14 protein-coding genes are annotated in these 14439 nt (G+C 73.4%); 5 read left to right on the forward strand and 9 right to left on the reverse strand.

Translation table 11 applies throughout. The annotated features are described in order from the left end of the window. Nucleotides 1-87: 87 nt before the first annotated feature. Nucleotides 88-573 (reverse strand): DoxX family protein, encoded by a 486-nt coding sequence (locus RQG84_RS09385; protein WP_055966807.1) that lies wholly within the window; start codon nt 571-573, stop codon nt 88-90. Between the two features lie 83 nt (nt 574-656). Continuing rightward, complete coding sequence (locus tag RQG84_RS09390; protein WP_311209826.1) at nt 657-2399, reverse strand: sigma-70 family RNA polymerase sigma factor; 1743 nt, start codon at nt 2397-2399, stop codon at nt 657-659. Nucleotides 2400-2570: 171 nt separating this feature from the next. Between RQG84_RS09390 and RQG84_RS09395 the strand changes: the two genes are divergently transcribed. The 4 genes from RQG84_RS09395 (at nt 2571) to rsrA (ending at nt 5494) form a co-directional block, all read left to right on the forward strand. Next, nucleotides 2571-3221 (forward strand): hypothetical protein, encoded by a 651-nt coding sequence (locus RQG84_RS09395; RefSeq protein ID WP_055966812.1) that lies wholly within the window; start codon nt 2571-2573, stop codon nt 3219-3221. A 344-nt stretch (nt 3222-3565) separates the two neighbouring features. Continuing rightward, nucleotides 3566-4297, forward strand: coding sequence for an SOS response-associated peptidase (locus tag RQG84_RS09400; RefSeq protein WP_311209827.1), 732 nt, complete (start codon nt 3566-3568; stop codon nt 4295-4297). Nucleotides 4298-4490: 193 nt separating this feature from the next. Then, complete coding sequence (locus RQG84_RS09405; protein ID WP_311209828.1) at nt 4491-5210, forward strand: sigma-70 family RNA polymerase sigma factor; 720 nt, start codon at nt 4491-4493, stop codon at nt 5208-5210. After that, on the forward strand, nt 5207-5494 hold the full coding sequence (gene rsrA, locus RQG84_RS09410) for a mycothiol system anti-sigma-R factor (RefSeq protein WP_055966818.1): 288 nt from the start codon (nt 5207-5209) through the stop codon (nt 5492-5494). The genes RQG84_RS09405 and rsrA overlap by 4 nt, the downstream gene beginning before the upstream one ends. 102 nt (nt 5495-5596) lie before the next feature. Here the strand turns inward: rsrA and RQG84_RS18105 are convergent, their stop codons facing one another. From RQG84_RS18105 to RQG84_RS09435, 6 genes are all read right to left on the reverse strand, one after another. After that, the gene (locus tag RQG84_RS18105) at nt 5597-5671 is read right to left on the reverse strand and encodes a 50S ribosomal protein bL37 (RefSeq protein ID WP_369797015.1); all 75 of its coding nucleotides are present in this window, start codon (nt 5669-5671) and stop codon (nt 5597-5599) included. A gap of 107 nt (nt 5672-5778) precedes the next feature. Continuing rightward, nucleotides 5779-6147: a thioesterase, FlK family gene (locus RQG84_RS09415; RefSeq protein ID WP_311209829.1), complete on the reverse strand. Its 369-nt coding sequence runs from the start codon at nt 6145-6147 to the stop codon at nt 5779-5781. Beyond that, nucleotides 6144-7961: an ABC transporter ATP-binding protein gene (locus tag RQG84_RS09420; protein ID WP_311209830.1), complete on the reverse strand. Its 1818-nt coding sequence runs from the start codon at nt 7959-7961 to the stop codon at nt 6144-6146. The genes RQG84_RS09415 and RQG84_RS09420 overlap by 4 nt, the downstream gene beginning before the upstream one ends. Then, on the reverse strand, nt 7958-9694 hold the full coding sequence (locus tag RQG84_RS09425; protein ID WP_311209831.1) for an ABC transporter ATP-binding protein: 1737 nt from the start codon (nt 9692-9694) through the stop codon (nt 7958-7960). The genes RQG84_RS09420 and RQG84_RS09425 overlap by 4 nt, the downstream gene beginning before the upstream one ends. Nucleotides 9695-9754: 60 nt before the next feature. After that, complete coding sequence (locus tag RQG84_RS09430) at nt 9755-11470, reverse strand: acetolactate synthase (protein ID WP_311209832.1); 1716 nt, start codon at nt 11468-11470, stop codon at nt 9755-9757. Between the two features lie 10 nt (nt 11471-11480). Then, nucleotides 11481-12425, reverse strand: a complete 945-nt coding sequence (locus RQG84_RS09435) for a DUF2785 domain-containing protein (RefSeq protein ID WP_055968505.1) — start codon at nt 12423-12425, stop codon at nt 11481-11483. A gap of 77 nt (nt 12426-12502) precedes the next feature. Between RQG84_RS09435 and RQG84_RS09440 the strand changes: the two genes are divergently transcribed. After that, a complete protein-coding gene (locus tag RQG84_RS09440; RefSeq protein WP_311209833.1) occupies nt 12503-13963 on the forward strand; it encodes a sensor histidine kinase in 1461 nt (486 codons plus the stop codon). A 120-nt stretch (nt 13964-14083) separates the two neighbouring features. Here RQG84_RS09440 and RQG84_RS09445 read toward each other — a convergent pair whose 3' ends face one another. Continuing rightward, complete coding sequence (locus RQG84_RS09445) at nt 14084-14335, reverse strand: WhiB family transcriptional regulator (RefSeq protein ID WP_055966837.1); 252 nt, start codon at nt 14333-14335, stop codon at nt 14084-14086. Nucleotides 14336-14439 lie beyond the last annotated feature (104 nt).

Consider the following 14439-nt stretch of genomic DNA (forward strand, 5'->3'; position numbering starts at 1 on the left):
GCCCCACTGTAGTGACCCGGCGCGCCGGACCGGACGTCTCGGGCCCGACGTCTCGGGCCCGACGTCTCGGGCCCAGACGTCTCGGGCTCAGGGACGCAGGTCGTCGATGCGCTCGACGACGACACCCTTCGCGTCGACGACCCTGTTCTTGGCGCGGGTGCCGATGAACTTCTTGTGCGGGTCGGGGTCGAGCGTGCTCATGAGCAGCCCGCCGATGAGCGAGAGGTTCTTGAGGAAGTGCACCGTCTGGTTCTGGCGCGACGCCGGGTCGGTCTCGTTCCAGAAGGGGTGCCCGACGGCCGTGGTGGGTGCCAGGGTGGAGGCCAGCACGAACGCCGACAGCCGGGGGAAGCGGCCCGTGGCCAGCGCGGTGCCCGCGACCACGTGGACGGCGCCGTTGACCCGCACCAGGTTCGTGGGCGACGTCGCGAGCTGCGGCGCGGCCTTGCCGAGCGCGTCGGCCACGGGCTCGGCCTTCGGGCCCATGGCGGGGGCGTTGCGCAGCGCGTTGACACCTCCGTACACGAACATCGACGCGAGCAGGGGACGGGCGATGGTGCGCAGGACGGTCATGGCCCCATCATGCCAACGTCGGCGAGTTCCACAACGTCAGCGCGCGAGCCCGACCCGAGCGCGCCACTGCAGCGACGGACCGATCAGATCGGCAGGAGCCAGCCCGTGGACCGGAACGTGGTGGTGTCGTTGTCGGAGCGGGGATCGTCGGGGGCGGTGACGGTGACGGTGGCGGCGGGGCGGGCGCCGATGACCTTGAAGGGGAACGAGCCGCCTTGTCCGGCGGGCAGCGTGGCGCTGCAGCGGAGCGTGCGGAGCCTCTGGTTGCGGGTGGCGTCGCACGCCCATCCGTCGCCGGGGATCCCACGGAACTTCACGGTCCGGTCGAACGACACGGTCATGGTCACGGTGCGCGCCACGGGGTTGCTGCCGCCGTCGGCGGCGATCGGGACGACCACGCGGCGCTGCAGGAGGGTGGAGTCGTTCGTGACCGTCGCGGCGCCGAGGGAGAAGTCGGTGGGCGTGACCGGCGGCGGCGTGGGGGAGGGCGTGACGACCGGCTGCTCGGAGACGGGCTGGTCGGGAGAGGCGGAGGTGTCCGCGGTGGTCGGGGTCGGTGCGGGTTGCGTCGTCTCGACCGGCGTCTCCGGGGTGGGCTCCGCGGAGGGTTCCGGCGTCGGCTCGGTGGTGGGCTCCGGCGTCGGCTCGGTAGTGGGCGCCGCGGTCGACTCCGGGGCCAGGGGGCTCGACGGGCTCGGCGAGGCGACCACCGCGGGCGGTGCCGAGGTGAGCAGGTCGGTCCCGCCGACGACCATGCCGGTCGTCAGGGCCCCGGTGACCACGGTGGTCGCGACCACGGCGGGTGTCCCGGCGCTGACGGCGGTCGCGGCGGCGGCCTGGGCCGGCACGAGTGCCACCCGGGCGACCTGCGAGACGATCGCCGACGTCAGCATGGTCGCCCCGGCGTAGCCGCTCGCGGCGGCGAACCCGCCGCCGGCCGCGGTGGTGCCGGCGGCGAGCGACCCCCCGGCCGCCGCGCCGGCCGTCGCCCAGGCGCCGCCGGCCGCGATCCCGCCGGCCCCCAGGGCGGCGGCGGCCGTCCCGGTCGCCCCGAGGTAGCCCGCGGCGGCCGGTCCGAGCAGGGCGGGCGCGAGAAGACCGCGCAGGTTCTGGTTGACCTCCACGAGCTCGAGGTGGACGCCGGTGCAGCGTCGGCACCCGTCGAGGTGCCGGTCGACCTTCGCGGTGTCGCGGGCCGACAGCGTCTGGCGCACGAAACCGCCGAGCAGCGGTGTCACGGCGCGGCAGGCCTCGTCGGTGGTGGCTGCCGCGTGGCTCTCGAGGTACGCGGCCCGCAGACCCTCCCGTGCACGGTAGGCCAGGGCGGAGACGCTGTTGGGGCTCATGCCGAGCAGCGGTGCGACGGCCGCGGGCTTCTGCCCCTCGACCTCGAGGTGCCACAGCACCAGCTGCCACCGCTCGGGCAGCGACGCGAAGGCGCGCGCGGCGGCGTCGTTCTCGAAGGCGGCGCTCACGGCGTCGTCGAAGGGCACACCCCGGTCGAGCACGTGCTCGTCGTCGGTGGGACGGGTGCGGGTCGTGGCCCTGATGCGATCCACGTGCAGGCGCCGGACCGCGGTGAGCAGGTACGCGCGGAAGGCCTCGTCGGGACCCTTGCCGTCCTGCAGGAGGCTCAGCACCTTCAGGAAGGCCTCCGACACGAGGTCGTCGGCCTCGCCGGTGCTCAGGAGCTGGCGGGAGAGGCGGGTCGCGGCGGCCGCGTGCCGCTGGAACAGCAGACCGTAGGCCGCGGTGTCGCCGGCACGCACGGCAGCGATCAGCTGCGCGTCGCTGCGCGGCTGCGTCGTCTCGATCAGGTCGTCCATCGGTTCGGCTCCCTCTTCTGCACTCCCACGGGGTCCAACGAGGAACGTTCCTGCACGTCACGCCCGGCCGGTCGTGGGTCACCGGACCCGTGTCGAGAAAGTTCCGCCGATCGCGTCACGATCACCGCGCCCGGCCGTCCCATGGTCACCGCACTCGAGAGGAGGACCGTCATGGACGACACCCAGCACGCAGCGACGTCGCTGGTCGAGGCCGTCCGCGACGGTCGGACCGACGTCGATGCCGTTGCACACGTGGTGGGAGCGAGTGCAGCGGCGGACGGGTCCCCGCTCCACGAGGTCATCGATCTCGTGGAGCGTGCCTTCGACGGAGCCCCCCGACACGCGTCGGTGCGGGCTGCGTGCCTCGCCTGGGCGGAGCGCGCACTCGGGCGCGTGCACGACGCAGGGTGCGAGGACCCGTTGACGTCGCTGTCGACGGTGCCCCACCTGCACAGCAGGTTGGGGGACGTGTACCGCGCCGCCGCTGTCGAGGAGCAGCGCGCCGGCGACGGTCACGTCCTCGTCGTGGTCGAGCCGTCCGACGACCGACGACGCTCGCCCCTGGAGGCCTCGTTGCGGGCCGTCGAGGTCGGGCAGGTCCTGCGATCGGTCTTCCCGGGCGACGAGACCGTGGCCCGGGTCGGGTCGAGCCGCTTCGTGGTGCTGACGGCGCGCGAGCGCGCCCACGCCACGACCCTCGCGCTGGTCGGTGTGCTTCTCGGGCGCACGCCGGACGGCGGGAGTGCGCCCCGGCTGTGGGTGGAGGAGCTTCCGCCCACGGCCGGGGACCTGCCGGGCCTCCTGCAGGCCCTGGCGCGCTGACACCCGTCCGGACCCGACGCACCAGGGCTGCGTCGGGCCCGGCGGGGGTGCCGGGCCGTCGCTCCGTCTCGGACAGTTCCGGGGCGTGGATCGGGGTCCGAGTGCCCCGCACCTGTCCAGAACGCGTGTTCTGACGACTTCGTGTCGATTCGTGGGCGCGGAATCGACACGAAGTCGTCGAAACGCAGAGCGGGGGCCGGGAGGCTCGATCGATCCCGGTCCCACCGCACCGTCGAGGCCTTTCGGGGACCGACCCCGCGATGAGTCGAGGCAGCGCAGCCGCAGGTCAGTCGCCATGGTGGGATTCCCCGGGCTGTGTCGGTGTCACGTGGAAGGCTGGCCCCATGTGCGGCAGGTATGCGACCACCCGGACCTCGAGCGACCTCGACGACGCCTTCGCGGCCCGTCTGGCCGACGGTGCGGAGCTGCCGCCGCCCGACTGGAACGTGGCCCCCACCAAGCAGGCGCCGGTGGTGATCGGCCGGGCCCGGGAGGACGCCGAGGAGTCGGCGCCACCGCGGCGTGAGCTCCTGGCGGCCACCTGGGGTCTCGTGCCGAGCTGGGCCAAGGACCGCTCCATCGGCAGCCGGATGATCAACGCCCGGTCCGAGACCGTGGCCGAGAAGCCGTCGTTCCGGCGTGCCTTCGCGCGGCGGCGTGCCATCGTCCCGGCCGACGGCTACTACGAGTGGTATGCGGGCCAGGGCCCGAAGGCGCCCAAGCAGCCGTTCTACATCACGTCCGGCGAGCAGGACGGCGGCCGCGAGGTGCTGGGCCTGGCCGGGCTGTACGAGTTCTGGCGGTCCTCGGCCGAGGACCCGTGGCTCGTGACGTTTACCATCCTCACCACGAGCGCCGAGGGCGGCGACGGCATGCTCCACGACCGCGCGCCGCTCCTGGTGGCGCCGGAGGTCCGCGACACGTGGCTGAGCCCGGTGGAGCGGCCGGCGGCCGAGCTGCTCGACCTGCTGGTGCCGGCCACGCCGGGGCGTCTGGACGCGTGGCCCGTCACGACCCAGGTCAACAACGTCCGCAACAACGGCCCCGAGCTCGTCGAGCCCCTTCCCGTCGAGTAGGCCCGCCGAGTAGGCCCTGCGCGGCGCACGGTTCGGAATACAGCCCACGGCCACGTCGTTCCACCTCACGAAGGAGGTCGACATGCTCGCGTGCCCTGAACGCACCCTTGCCAGCCCCACCACCACGGGTCCGGTCGCTCGCGGCCCCCGCGCGGACGACGGACGTCGTACGTCGGGAGTAGGCTGGAGCACGATGACGAACACCCCCGAGACCACCCCCACGCCCACGTCGGACGCGTCCGGCGCCGGGTCCGTCGACGCCACCTCGACCGTCGAGGACGGCAGCCACGACGGAGCCGTCGCCATCGACTACAGCGACGTCGACGTCGCCACGGAGACGCCGGAGCAGCGCCAGGCCCGCTTCGAGGCCGAGGCCCTGCCGTTCCTGAACCAGCTCTACTCCGCGGGTCTGCGCATGACGCGCAGCCCCCAGGACGCCGAGGACCTGGTGCAGGAGACGTACGCCAAGGCGTTCAGCGCCTTCCACCAGTACAAGCCCGGCACCAACCTGAAGGCCTGGCTCTACCGGATCCTCACCAACACCTACATCAACTCGTACCGCAAGAAGCAGCGTCAGCCGCAGCAGGTCACCGACGAGATCGAGGACTGGCAGATCGCCGCCGCCGAGGCGCACTCCTCCTCGGGCCTCAAGTCGGCCGAGATGGAGGCGCTGGAGCGGCTGCCCGACAGCGACGTCAAGGATGCGCTGCAGGCGCTGCCGGAGGACTTCCGCTACGCGGTCTACCTGGCCGACGTCGAGGGGTTCCCGTACAAGGAGATCGCCGAGATCATGGGCACGCCCATCGGCACCGTCATGTCCCGCCTGCACCGCGGACGCCGTCAGCTGCGTGAGCTGCTGGCCGACTACGCCCGCGACCGCGGCATGGCCGTGAGCGGGGTGAGCGACTCATGAGCGACGACCTCACCGCCGACGGCTGCGACGGCCCGGACTGCGAGACCGCGCTCGAGAGCCTCTACCTGTTCCTCGACCGCGAGATCGACAGCGCCAGCTGTGCCGAGATCCAGGCCCACATCGACGACTGCAGCGAGTGCCTCACCGAGTACGACCTCGAGCGACTCGTGAAGTCGCTGGTCTCGCGCTCGTGCAGCGAGGTCGCGCCGGAGCCGCTGCGCGACAAGGTGCTGTTCTCGATCCGCACCGTGCAGGTGCAGATCTCCGAGTACCGCCAGACCTGACCGGTCTGCCGACCGCGGTGTCGGTCCCGGCGACGTCGAAGCCCCCGTCCGGTCACCGGACGGGGGCTTCGATCGTCTGTGCGCTCCGCGAGGAGCGTCAGGTCACGCGTTGGGGCGCTTGCCGTGGTTCGCGCCCTTCTTGCGACGCGCGCGGCGCTTGCGGCCGGTCTTGCCCATGATGGTCCTCCTCAGACGTTCAGCGTCCATGGTCCCACATCGTCCCGCCCGTCTGCGAACGTGGTCCGCGGCCCGGGACCGAGGGCGACGGGTCGGGGTCGGGTCGCTCAGGGTCGGGGCACCCGTTCCAGGAAGCGCGCGCGGTCCACGACGACGCGACGGACCTCGCCGTGCGCCACGAGCGTCCCGTGCCCGTCGTGGGCGGCGACCCGGAAGCGCAGGAGTCGGCCGTCCTCGTGCACCAGGTCCGCCGTGGCGGTGATCGTCGCCCCCACGGGGCTGGCGGCGATGTGCTCGACCTCGACCCTCGTGCCCACGCTCGTGCGGCTGTCGTCGAGGTCCAGGGCCGCGCACGTCGCTGCCTCCAGCCAGGCCAGGACGCGCGGCGTCGCCAGCACCGGCAGGTCACCGCTGCCGAGGGCGGCGGCCGTGTCGGCGTCGCCGACGGTGTGGGTCACGGATGCACTGCGGGTCATCGGTCCTCCAGGTCACGGGCGGGAGACGACCCAGCCTGCCCGACGTCCCCGGTTCCTGCGTCCGACCACGCCGACCAGAGGGCGGCGTAGCGCCCGCCGGCCCGCACGAGGTCGTCGTGGGGCCCCTCCTCGACCACCGCGCCGTGCTCCATCACGATCACCCGGTCGGCCGTGCGGGCCTGGCTCAACCGGTGGGCGATGACGAGCGCGGCGCGTCCGCGGGTGACGGCCTCGCCGGCCTGCTCGAGCTCACGGGCCCCGGACGACCCCGCCTCCGCCGTGGCCTCGTCGAGCACGACCACCTGCGGGTCGAGCAGCAGCACCCGCGTGAGGGCGAGCTGCTGGGCCTGGGCCGGGGTGAGGGGGTGGCCGAGGTCGCCCACCACGGTGTCCAGGCCGTGGGGGAGCGTCCGTGCCCAGGCGGCAGCCTCGGTGGCAGCGAGCACCGACCAGAGCGCGTCGTCGTCGGCGTGCGGGTCGGCCAGGACGAGGTTGTCGCGCAGCGTGCCGGCGAAGACGTGGACCTCCTGCGAGACGAGCGCCACGTGCCGGCGCACGACGGTCTCGGCGGCGGTGGTGATGTCGAGGGCGCCGAGTCGGACGCTCCCGCCGCTCGGGGAGAGGGTCCCGGCGGCGATCCCACCGAGGGTGGTCTTCCCGGCGCCGGTGGCCCCGACGACGGACACGCGCTCCCCGGGCCGCACCTCCAGGTCGAGCGGTGCGAGCACCGGACGGCCCTCCTCGTAGGCGTGGTGCACACCCGTGAGCCGCAAGGTCGGGTCGGTGCCGACGTCCACGGGGGCGTGGTCACGCGGCGCGATGAGGACGACGCCGGCCAGGCGGGCCAGTGCCGCTCCGCTCGCCTGCACGGCGTCGAAGACGAACAGCACCGCTCCGATGGGGTTGAACAGGCGATGGAAGAACAGCGCTGCGGCGGTGGCGTCGCCGACGCTCGCGGCACCGCTCGTCACGAGGAGGTACCCGGTGCCCAGCACCAGGACCAGACCCACGCACTCCGAGCCGTTCATCCGGGCGCCGAAGCGGGTGAAGAGCCTGAACACGTCGACGGTGATCTCGACGGCGGCGGCGGAGTCGCGCTCGATCCGCTCGAGCGCGATGCGCTCCACGCCGAACGCCCGCAGCGTCGGGGCGTCGCGCACCCCGGTGATGAGCGCCTCGGCCCGCGCACCCTCGGCGGTCCGCTCGGCGCGGTAGTAGGGGATCGAGCGGGGCAGGTACCAGCGGAGCGCGAGCACGTAGCAGGGCGCGGCGGCGAGACCGGCCAGGCCGAGGCGCCAGTCGAGCGTGAACAGTCCGCCGACCGTGAAGCCGATGGCCGACAGCGAGCCGAGCAGGAGGGGGATGGCCTCGTCGAGCGCCTCGGTGAGCTTGCGGACGTCGTCACCCACGCGGCTCAGCACGTCGCCGATGCCTGCCTGCTCGATCCGCTGGGACTCCAGGTGCAAGGCACGGTCCAGCACGTCCTCGCGCAGCTCGGCCAGGGCCGGCGCCACGGCCTGCGCCAGGGCCGCGGACGACAGCGTCGAGAACAGTCCGGCGGCGAGACCGGCGACCACCATCACCGTGGCGGCCACGACGATCTCGCGCAGGGTCCCGCCCTCGCGCACGGCGTCGACGATCCGGCCGATCATCAGCACGGGCACGACCCCGGCGAAGCCGGTGAGCAGGAACGAGGCGATCGTCAGCGCCAGGCTCGCCCGACGGGCGCGCACGAGCCGCCACGCGACGGCCGTCGTGCGTCGGGCGTCGGCGACCGGCAGCAGGTGGACGTTCGTCGCCTCGTCCGTGCTCATCGGTCCACCGCCGCGCGGTAGGCGGGACCGCGCACGAGCTCGGCGTGGGTGCCCTCGGCCGCGACGCGTCCGTCGCGCACCACCACGACGCGGTCGGCGTGCTGGAGCAGCGCGGGACTCGAGGTGATGACGAGGGTGGTGCGTCCTCGACGCAGCCGGCGCACGCCGCGGGCGATGTTCTGCTCGGTCACGGCATCCACCGCGCTCGTCGGGTCCTGCAGCACGAGGACCGGACGATCCGTCGCGAGGGCCCGGGCCAGGGTGAGGCGCTGCCGCTGACCGCCGGACAGGCTCGAGCCGGCGGCACGCACGGCGCGGTCGAGTCCGTCGGGGTGCAGGCGGACGACGTCGTCTGCCGCCGACGCGGCCAGGGCGGGTCCGAGGTCCGCGTCGGTGCGCTCGCCGCCGGGGTCGACCGTGCTGCGCAGCGTCCCCTCGAAGACGCCGGAGTGGTGCGACGCGACGAGCAGGTGCCGGCGACGACCCTCGACGGACAGCTCGTGCAGGTCGACGTCGCCGAGTCGCGCCCGCCCCGACGTGAGCGTGGCCTCGCCGGTGAGCACGGCCATGAGCGTGTCGGAGACGGCGGGGTCGTCGATGGTCACGGCGACCAGCTCGTCGGCCGTCGTCCGCAGGTCCAGCCCCCGCAGGGGTCCCACGACGGCCGACTCGAGCACGAGACCGGGACGGTCCTCGGACGGTCCGCGACCGCCGGGGGCGAGCACACGGGGGGTGCTCAGGAACTCCACGATGCGTCCGGCCGAGGCGCGCGAGGCCGCGAACTGCGCGCTCACGTCGCCCAGGCCGCGGATCGGCTCCGCGAGGAACTGGGTCAGGCCCACGAGTGCGATGAGCTCACCGAGACTGATGGTGCCGTCGAGGGCGCGCTCGCCCGCCACGACCGCGACGACGGCCAGCAGGATCCCGCTGAGTGCGGTGGTGAGTCCGGCCAGGTAGCCCCAGGAGCGCGCGACGGCGATGGTGTCGCTGCTCGCCTGCCGGCTGGCCGACCGGTACCGGCCGAGAGCGACGTCCTCACCGCCGATGCCCTTGAGCGGGCGCAGTCCCGTCAGCACGTCGGCGGCCACGCCCGAGGCGGCCGCGGTGCTCTCCTGCTGGCGGCGGGTCCGCCGGGCCACGAGGGGGGCGAGCGCCTGGATGACCAGCAGGACGCCGGGCACGCCGAGCAGGATCACCAGACCGAGCACGACGTCGACGGACAGGACGTAGACGGCTGTCGCGACGACGGCGACGAGCGACGCGAGCGCGTAGCCGAGCTGGTGCAGCACGGAGGGGACGAGCTCGGCGTCCGACGTCGCGATCGAGAGCGTCTCGCCGGCGAGCCGGTCGGTGCGCGCTCCGCGCGGGTGCAGCACGTGGGCGGAGACCTCCCCGCGCAGCAGGTGCGCCTCGGTCTGGATGCCGCGCACGATGAACCGGGCGCCGTAGCGGTAGCCGTTGCTCAGGACGAGGAAGAGGGCCACCAGGACGCCGAGCGTCCAGGCCAGGTCGCCCAGGGTGCCGCCGTCCACGGCCTGGTCGACGACCAGGCCGATGACGACCGGCACGAGGGTCTCGCAGAGCTGCCAGACGACGAGCAGGGAGTAGCCGGGAACGAGCCGGCGGGCCTGGCGACGCACGCTCCGACGCAGCAGTGCGCCGGCCCCGGCGGGCGGGGTGCGGTCGTCCTGACCCGTCCCAGGGGCCTCGACCTGCGTCCTCGTGCTCGCCACGAGGTGAGGCTACCCTCACCCACGCGGGACGCGGCGGTCCGGTCGGGTCCCGCGCCGACCTCAGACGCCGTGGGTGGTGCGGGGGTACTGCGCCGACACGTCGGTCATGACGTTGACGAGGTACGGCACGCCCGACGCGAACGCCCGGTCGATCGCCGGACCGATCTCGGCGGGGTCGGTGACCATCTCGCCGCCACCGCCGAGCGCCGTGACGACCTGGTCGTAGCGCGTGTTCGGAGCGAGGTCCGCGGCGACGTCGTAGCCGTAGAGCATCTGCATGGGGCTCTTCTCCAGCCCCCAGGCGGAGTTGTTGCCCACGACCATGACGACCGGCAGGTCGTGACGGACGAGGGTGTCGACGTCCATGAGCGACATGCCGGCAGCGCCGTCGCCGAACAGCACGACGACCTGGCTGGAGGGCCGCGTGATGCGGGCGGCCATGGCCGCACCCATGCCCGCGCCGAGGCACCCGTACGGTCCTGGGTCGAGCCAGCCACCGGGGCGCTGCGGCTCCACGAACTTCCCGGCGAACGACACGAAGTCACCACCGTCGCCGATGACCACGGCGTCGTCGGCCAGGCGGGGGAGCAGCTCGCCGTAGATGCGCGCGGGGTGGATGGGGTCGCTCTGCGAGCCGAGGAGGTCGACGTCGCGTGCGGCGGCAGCGGCCACGACGTCCTGCAGCTCGTTCAGCCACGGCGTCCAGTCCGGGCGCGCACCGGAGGCGGACTGCAGGGCCGAGAGGATGCCGTCGAGGACGACGGTGAGGTCGCCCGAGGCGGATGCGGCCAGCGTGGCGTGCGTGGACAGCTGGGCGGGGGAGTCGGCGAGGTGGACCACGCGCGCCGGGGTGGCGCCGTCCTTGCCGCCGAACACGCCGTAGCCGAGGCGGAAGTCGAGCGGGGTCCCAGCGACGACCACCAGGTCGGCGCCGCTGAAGGCCGCCGACCGGGCCTTCGTGACGAGCTGGCCGTGCCCGCCGGGCAGGATGCCGCGACCCATGCCGTTGGCGATGACGGGGATGCCGGTCTCGGCGGCGAAGCGCTGGGCCGCCTCCTCGGCACCGTCGGCCCAGACGTCGGTGCCGAGCACGAGGACGGGGCGACGCGCCTCCTGCAGGAGGCGACCGGCGCGGGCGAGGTCGTCGGGGTCCGGCTCGATCCGGGCTCGCTGGAGTCCTGGCTGCGCCGTGACGGGGCCGGAGTTGAAGAACTCGTCCATGGGCACGTCCACGAAGGTGGGGCCGCGGTGCGAGGACCCGGCGCGGGTGAAGGCCTCGTGGAGGGTGGGGGCGATGTCGCCGACGGTCCGGGCGGTGGAGGCCCAGGTGGAGACCGTCTCGAAGATCGGCGGGTGGTCCAGCTCCTGGAGGGTGCCCATGCCCCAGCGGGCCTCCGGCGCGCGACCGCCGATCACGACCAGGGGCGAGCCGGCGAAGTGCGCCTGGGCGACCGGGCTGACGCCGTTCGTGACTCCGGGTCCGGCCGTGAGGACGGCCAGGCCGGGGGTGCGGGTGAGCTTGCCGACGGCCTCGGCGGCGAACACGGCGGTGGGCTCGTGCCGGACGTCGATGATGGGCATCGGGTCGGCGGCGGTGACCGCGGCGTCGTACATCGGGAAGACGTGGGCGCCGGAGAGGGTGAACATGGCCTGGACGCCGTGGGCGCGGGCGACCTCGAGCGCGTGCACGCCCCCATGCGCTGAGCGCACGTCGTCGGCGCTCTGGTCGTTCCCGGTCTCGGTGGGGGTCCCTGCGGTGCCGTCGTTCTGTGACATGCGGCGCACGCTACTGCACGGGGGTGTCGCCCGCCGGGCCGTCGACGGGCCGGGCCCGGGTGGTGGGTCGATAGAGCCAGGGGCTCTCGCCGCGGATCTGGTCGAGCACGGCCAGCAGGAGGTCGGCCCGATGGGCCGGCTGCTCGGCGAACAGCTCGGCGTCGCCGCGCAGGTCGGCGCGTCCTTGCACGCCGAGGGCCAGCTGGAGGTGGAGGGCGCGCAGGAACGACGACGCGTTCTTGGCCGTCGGGGAAGGCCACTCGTCGTCGAGGTGACCGCGGGTCCGTGGTGCCTTGATGCCGGCGCCGAGCCGGGCGAGCCACGGCTCGACGATGCCGGGGTCGAGCGCGTTGCGGTGCAGGAGCGTCATGACGGCGTAGGCGAGCCGGTCGTCCTCGCCGTGGCGCCAGCCGTAGGCGGTCGGGGTGAGCACGCGGTCGGCGATGACGTCGAGCAGGACGGTCAGCTCGAGACGGCCGAAGTGGCGGGAACGGGCGAGGGCCGCCAGCAGGTCGGCGCCGTGGGCGACCGCGTGGGCCCACCCCTGCTCCGGGATCCAGCCGCGGTGGTCGAGCTCGCGCACGTACCAGCTGGTGGCGAGGTCGCCCCACCCGAGGACGGTCGTGGCGGGGAGCAGGTGCTCGTCGTTGTCCCGCCCGATGATCTCGGCGAGCATGAGGGCGCTGTAGGACCGGCGGATGACGGAGACGTCGCCGTCGTGGCCGAGGCCGTACCGCAGCCCGGGCGCGACCCCGTCGCCCAGGCCGGCGAGCAGGCCGTCGTACACGCCGTTGGCGATCCAGGTCGTGAGGAGCGGGTAGGCGAGGTCCTCACGCAGCCGTGGATTGGGGTGACCGAGCATCTCGACGAGCTCCACCGTGGACTCGTCCAGGGAGCGGTCGAGCGGCACCTGCATGCCGGTCTTCATGACGGACTGCCAGTAGGCCTCGGACATCTCGTTCATCGTGCCAGACGTCCTGGAGCGACCGGCGGAAGGGACGGTCGGCCCGGTGCCGTCGATAGGCTGGGCGCGTGCCGACCCTCGACGACATCATCCGGTCGCAGACGACCCTGGGTCCGGACGACGTCGCGTGGATCCAGGCTCTGGTGGCGGACTGGCAGATCCTGGCCGACCTCTCCTTCGGCGACCTCGTCCTGTGGGTGCCGGACGCAGAGTCGAAGGGTCTGTGGGCGGTGGCCCAGATCCGTCCCACGACGGTGGCGACGACGCTCCTGGAGGACGTCACGGGGACGTTCGTGCCGGGGGAGCGGTCGCCGGCGGCGGCGCGGGTGCTGGCCGGGGAGGGCGCGCAGGACGACGACGACGCCGCGGTGGCCGACGGTGTGCACGTGCGCGTGGTCCCGGTCCGGCGCGAGGAGCGCACGATCGCGGTCCTGGCGCTGCGCAGCGGTGGTGACGCGCGGGCCACGAGCCAGCTGGAGGTCACCTACCGAGCCGCGGCCGACACCGTCGTGTCGATGATCGGGCGGGGGGAGTTCCCGACGCCGGGGGCTCGGTCGGAGCTGGCCGACGCATGGCGGGTGGGCGACGGGTTCATCCGCACGACGGCGGACGGCACGGTGCAGTACGCGAGCCCGAACGCGCACTCGGCGTACCGTCGGCTCGGTCTGACGGGGGCCCTCCAGGGTGCGGACCTCGCGGAGGTCACGGCAGCGTGCGTGGGGCGCACGCCCACGGACCTGAGCACCGCCGCGGCCCTGGGGGGTTCGTCGCCGGCCGAGGCCGAGGTCTCGGGCGCGGAGGCCACGCTCCTCCTTCGCGTGATCCCGCTGACCGCACCGGGGAGGAGCGGGGCGACGGCACGCGACGGGTCTGCTCGGGATGGGGCCGTGGTCCTGCTGCGCGACGTCACCGAGCTGCGGCTGCGGGAGAAGCAGCTCGTCTCCAAGGAGGCGACGATCCGCGAGATCCACCACCGGGTGAAGAACAACCTCCAGACGGTCGCGGCGCTGCTGCGCCTGCAGGCCCGACGCATGGACGTGCCCGAGGCGCGGGCGGCGCTCGACGAGGCCGTTCGCCGGGTGGGGTCGATCGCGTTGGTGCACGAGACGCTGAGCCAGGGCTTCGAGGAGACGGTGGCCTTCGACGACATCGCCGACCGTCTGCTGCGCTCGGTGCTCGACGTCGGCGGGCCCCAGGTCCGCGCGGAGCGCATCGGGAGCTTCGGACTGCTGCCGGCGGAGGTCGCGACTCCGTTGGCGATGGTGCTGACCGAGCTGGTGCAGAACGCGGCGGAGCACGCCTTCCCGGGCGGCGCGGGGCGGGTGACGGTGGCGGTCAACCGGATCCGGGAGCGGGTGCGCATGCGGGTCAGCGACGACGGGACCGGTCTGCCGGCCGACTTCGACCCGACGCGCAGCCTCGGCCTGTCGATCGTGTCGACGCTGGTCGAGTCCGAGCTGGGCGGCACGCTGGGCTTCGAGTCGCGGCCTGGTGGCGGCGCCACGGTGACCATCAGCATCACGCTCTGACCAGCGGGGGTTCCGGGCCTGGGGCGGAGACGAGCACCAGCGGGGGCTCCGGGCCGGAACGCCGAGAACCCCGTACCCATCGCGGGTACGGGGTTCGGACGCGTGCTGCGTGGAACGACTTCAGGCGGTGCGGATGCGTGCCCTCGCGTTGCGACGCTTGAGGGCACGACGCTCGTCCTCGCTCATGCCTCCCCAGACGCCATGGTCCTGACCGGACTCCAGTGCCCACTGCAGGCACTGCTCACGGACGTCGCAGCGGCGACAGACGACCTTCGCCTCCTCGATCTGCAGGATCGCGGGGCCGGTGTTGCCGATGGGGAAGAAGAGCTCGGGGTCTTCATCGAGACATGCGCTGTGGTGGCGCCAGTCCATGACGACAGCTCCTTCCCTTGTGTGAGTGCGAACGCACGAAAAAAACCGGCGAAACCGGCGCGCGCGTTCGGTTCATCGTTTCAACAAAAGCCTCTGGGCACAAG

This window comes from Aeromicrobium sp. WCS2018Hpa-31, assembly GCF_031843905.1.
In the GTDB taxonomy this organism is placed as follows: domain Bacteria; phylum Actinomycetota; class Actinomycetes; order Propionibacteriales; family Nocardioidaceae; genus Aeromicrobium.

Excerpts from the sequence above, each read along its gene's own strand:
- RQG84_RS09385 (WP_055966807.1), bottom strand. The coding sequence starts at position 573 with ATGACCGTCCTGCGCACCATCGCCCGTCCCCTGCTCGCGTCGATGTTC.
- RQG84_RS09390 (WP_311209826.1), bottom strand. The coding sequence starts at position 2,399 with ATGGACGACCTGATCGAGACGACGCAGCCGCGCAGCGACGCGCAGCTG.
- RQG84_RS09395 (WP_055966812.1), top strand. The coding sequence starts at position 2,571 with ATGGACGACACCCAGCACGCAGCGACGTCGCTGGTCGAGGCCGTCCGC.
- RQG84_RS09400 (WP_311209827.1), top strand. The coding sequence starts at position 3,566 with ATGTGCGGCAGGTATGCGACCACCCGGACCTCGAGCGACCTCGACGAC.
- RQG84_RS09405 (WP_311209828.1), top strand. The coding sequence starts at position 4,491 with ATGACGAACACCCCCGAGACCACCCCCACGCCCACGTCGGACGCGTCC.
- rsrA (WP_055966818.1), top strand. The coding sequence starts at position 5,207 with ATGAGCGACGACCTCACCGCCGACGGCTGCGACGGCCCGGACTGCGAG.
- RQG84_RS09415 (WP_311209829.1), bottom strand. The coding sequence starts at position 6,147 with ATGACCCGCAGTGCATCCGTGACCCACACCGTCGGCGACGCCGACACG.
- RQG84_RS09420 (WP_311209830.1), bottom strand. The coding sequence starts at position 7,961 with ATGAGCACGGACGAGGCGACGAACGTCCACCTGCTGCCGGTCGCCGAC.
- RQG84_RS09430 (WP_311209832.1), bottom strand. The coding sequence starts at position 11,470 with ATGTCACAGAACGACGGCACCGCAGGGACCCCCACCGAGACCGGGAAC.
- RQG84_RS09435 (WP_055968505.1), bottom strand. The coding sequence starts at position 12,425 with ATGTCCGAGGCCTACTGGCAGTCCGTCATGAAGACCGGCATGCAGGTG.
- RQG84_RS09445 (WP_055966837.1), bottom strand. The coding sequence starts at position 14,335 with ATGGACTGGCGCCACCACAGCGCATGTCTCGATGAAGACCCCGAGCTC.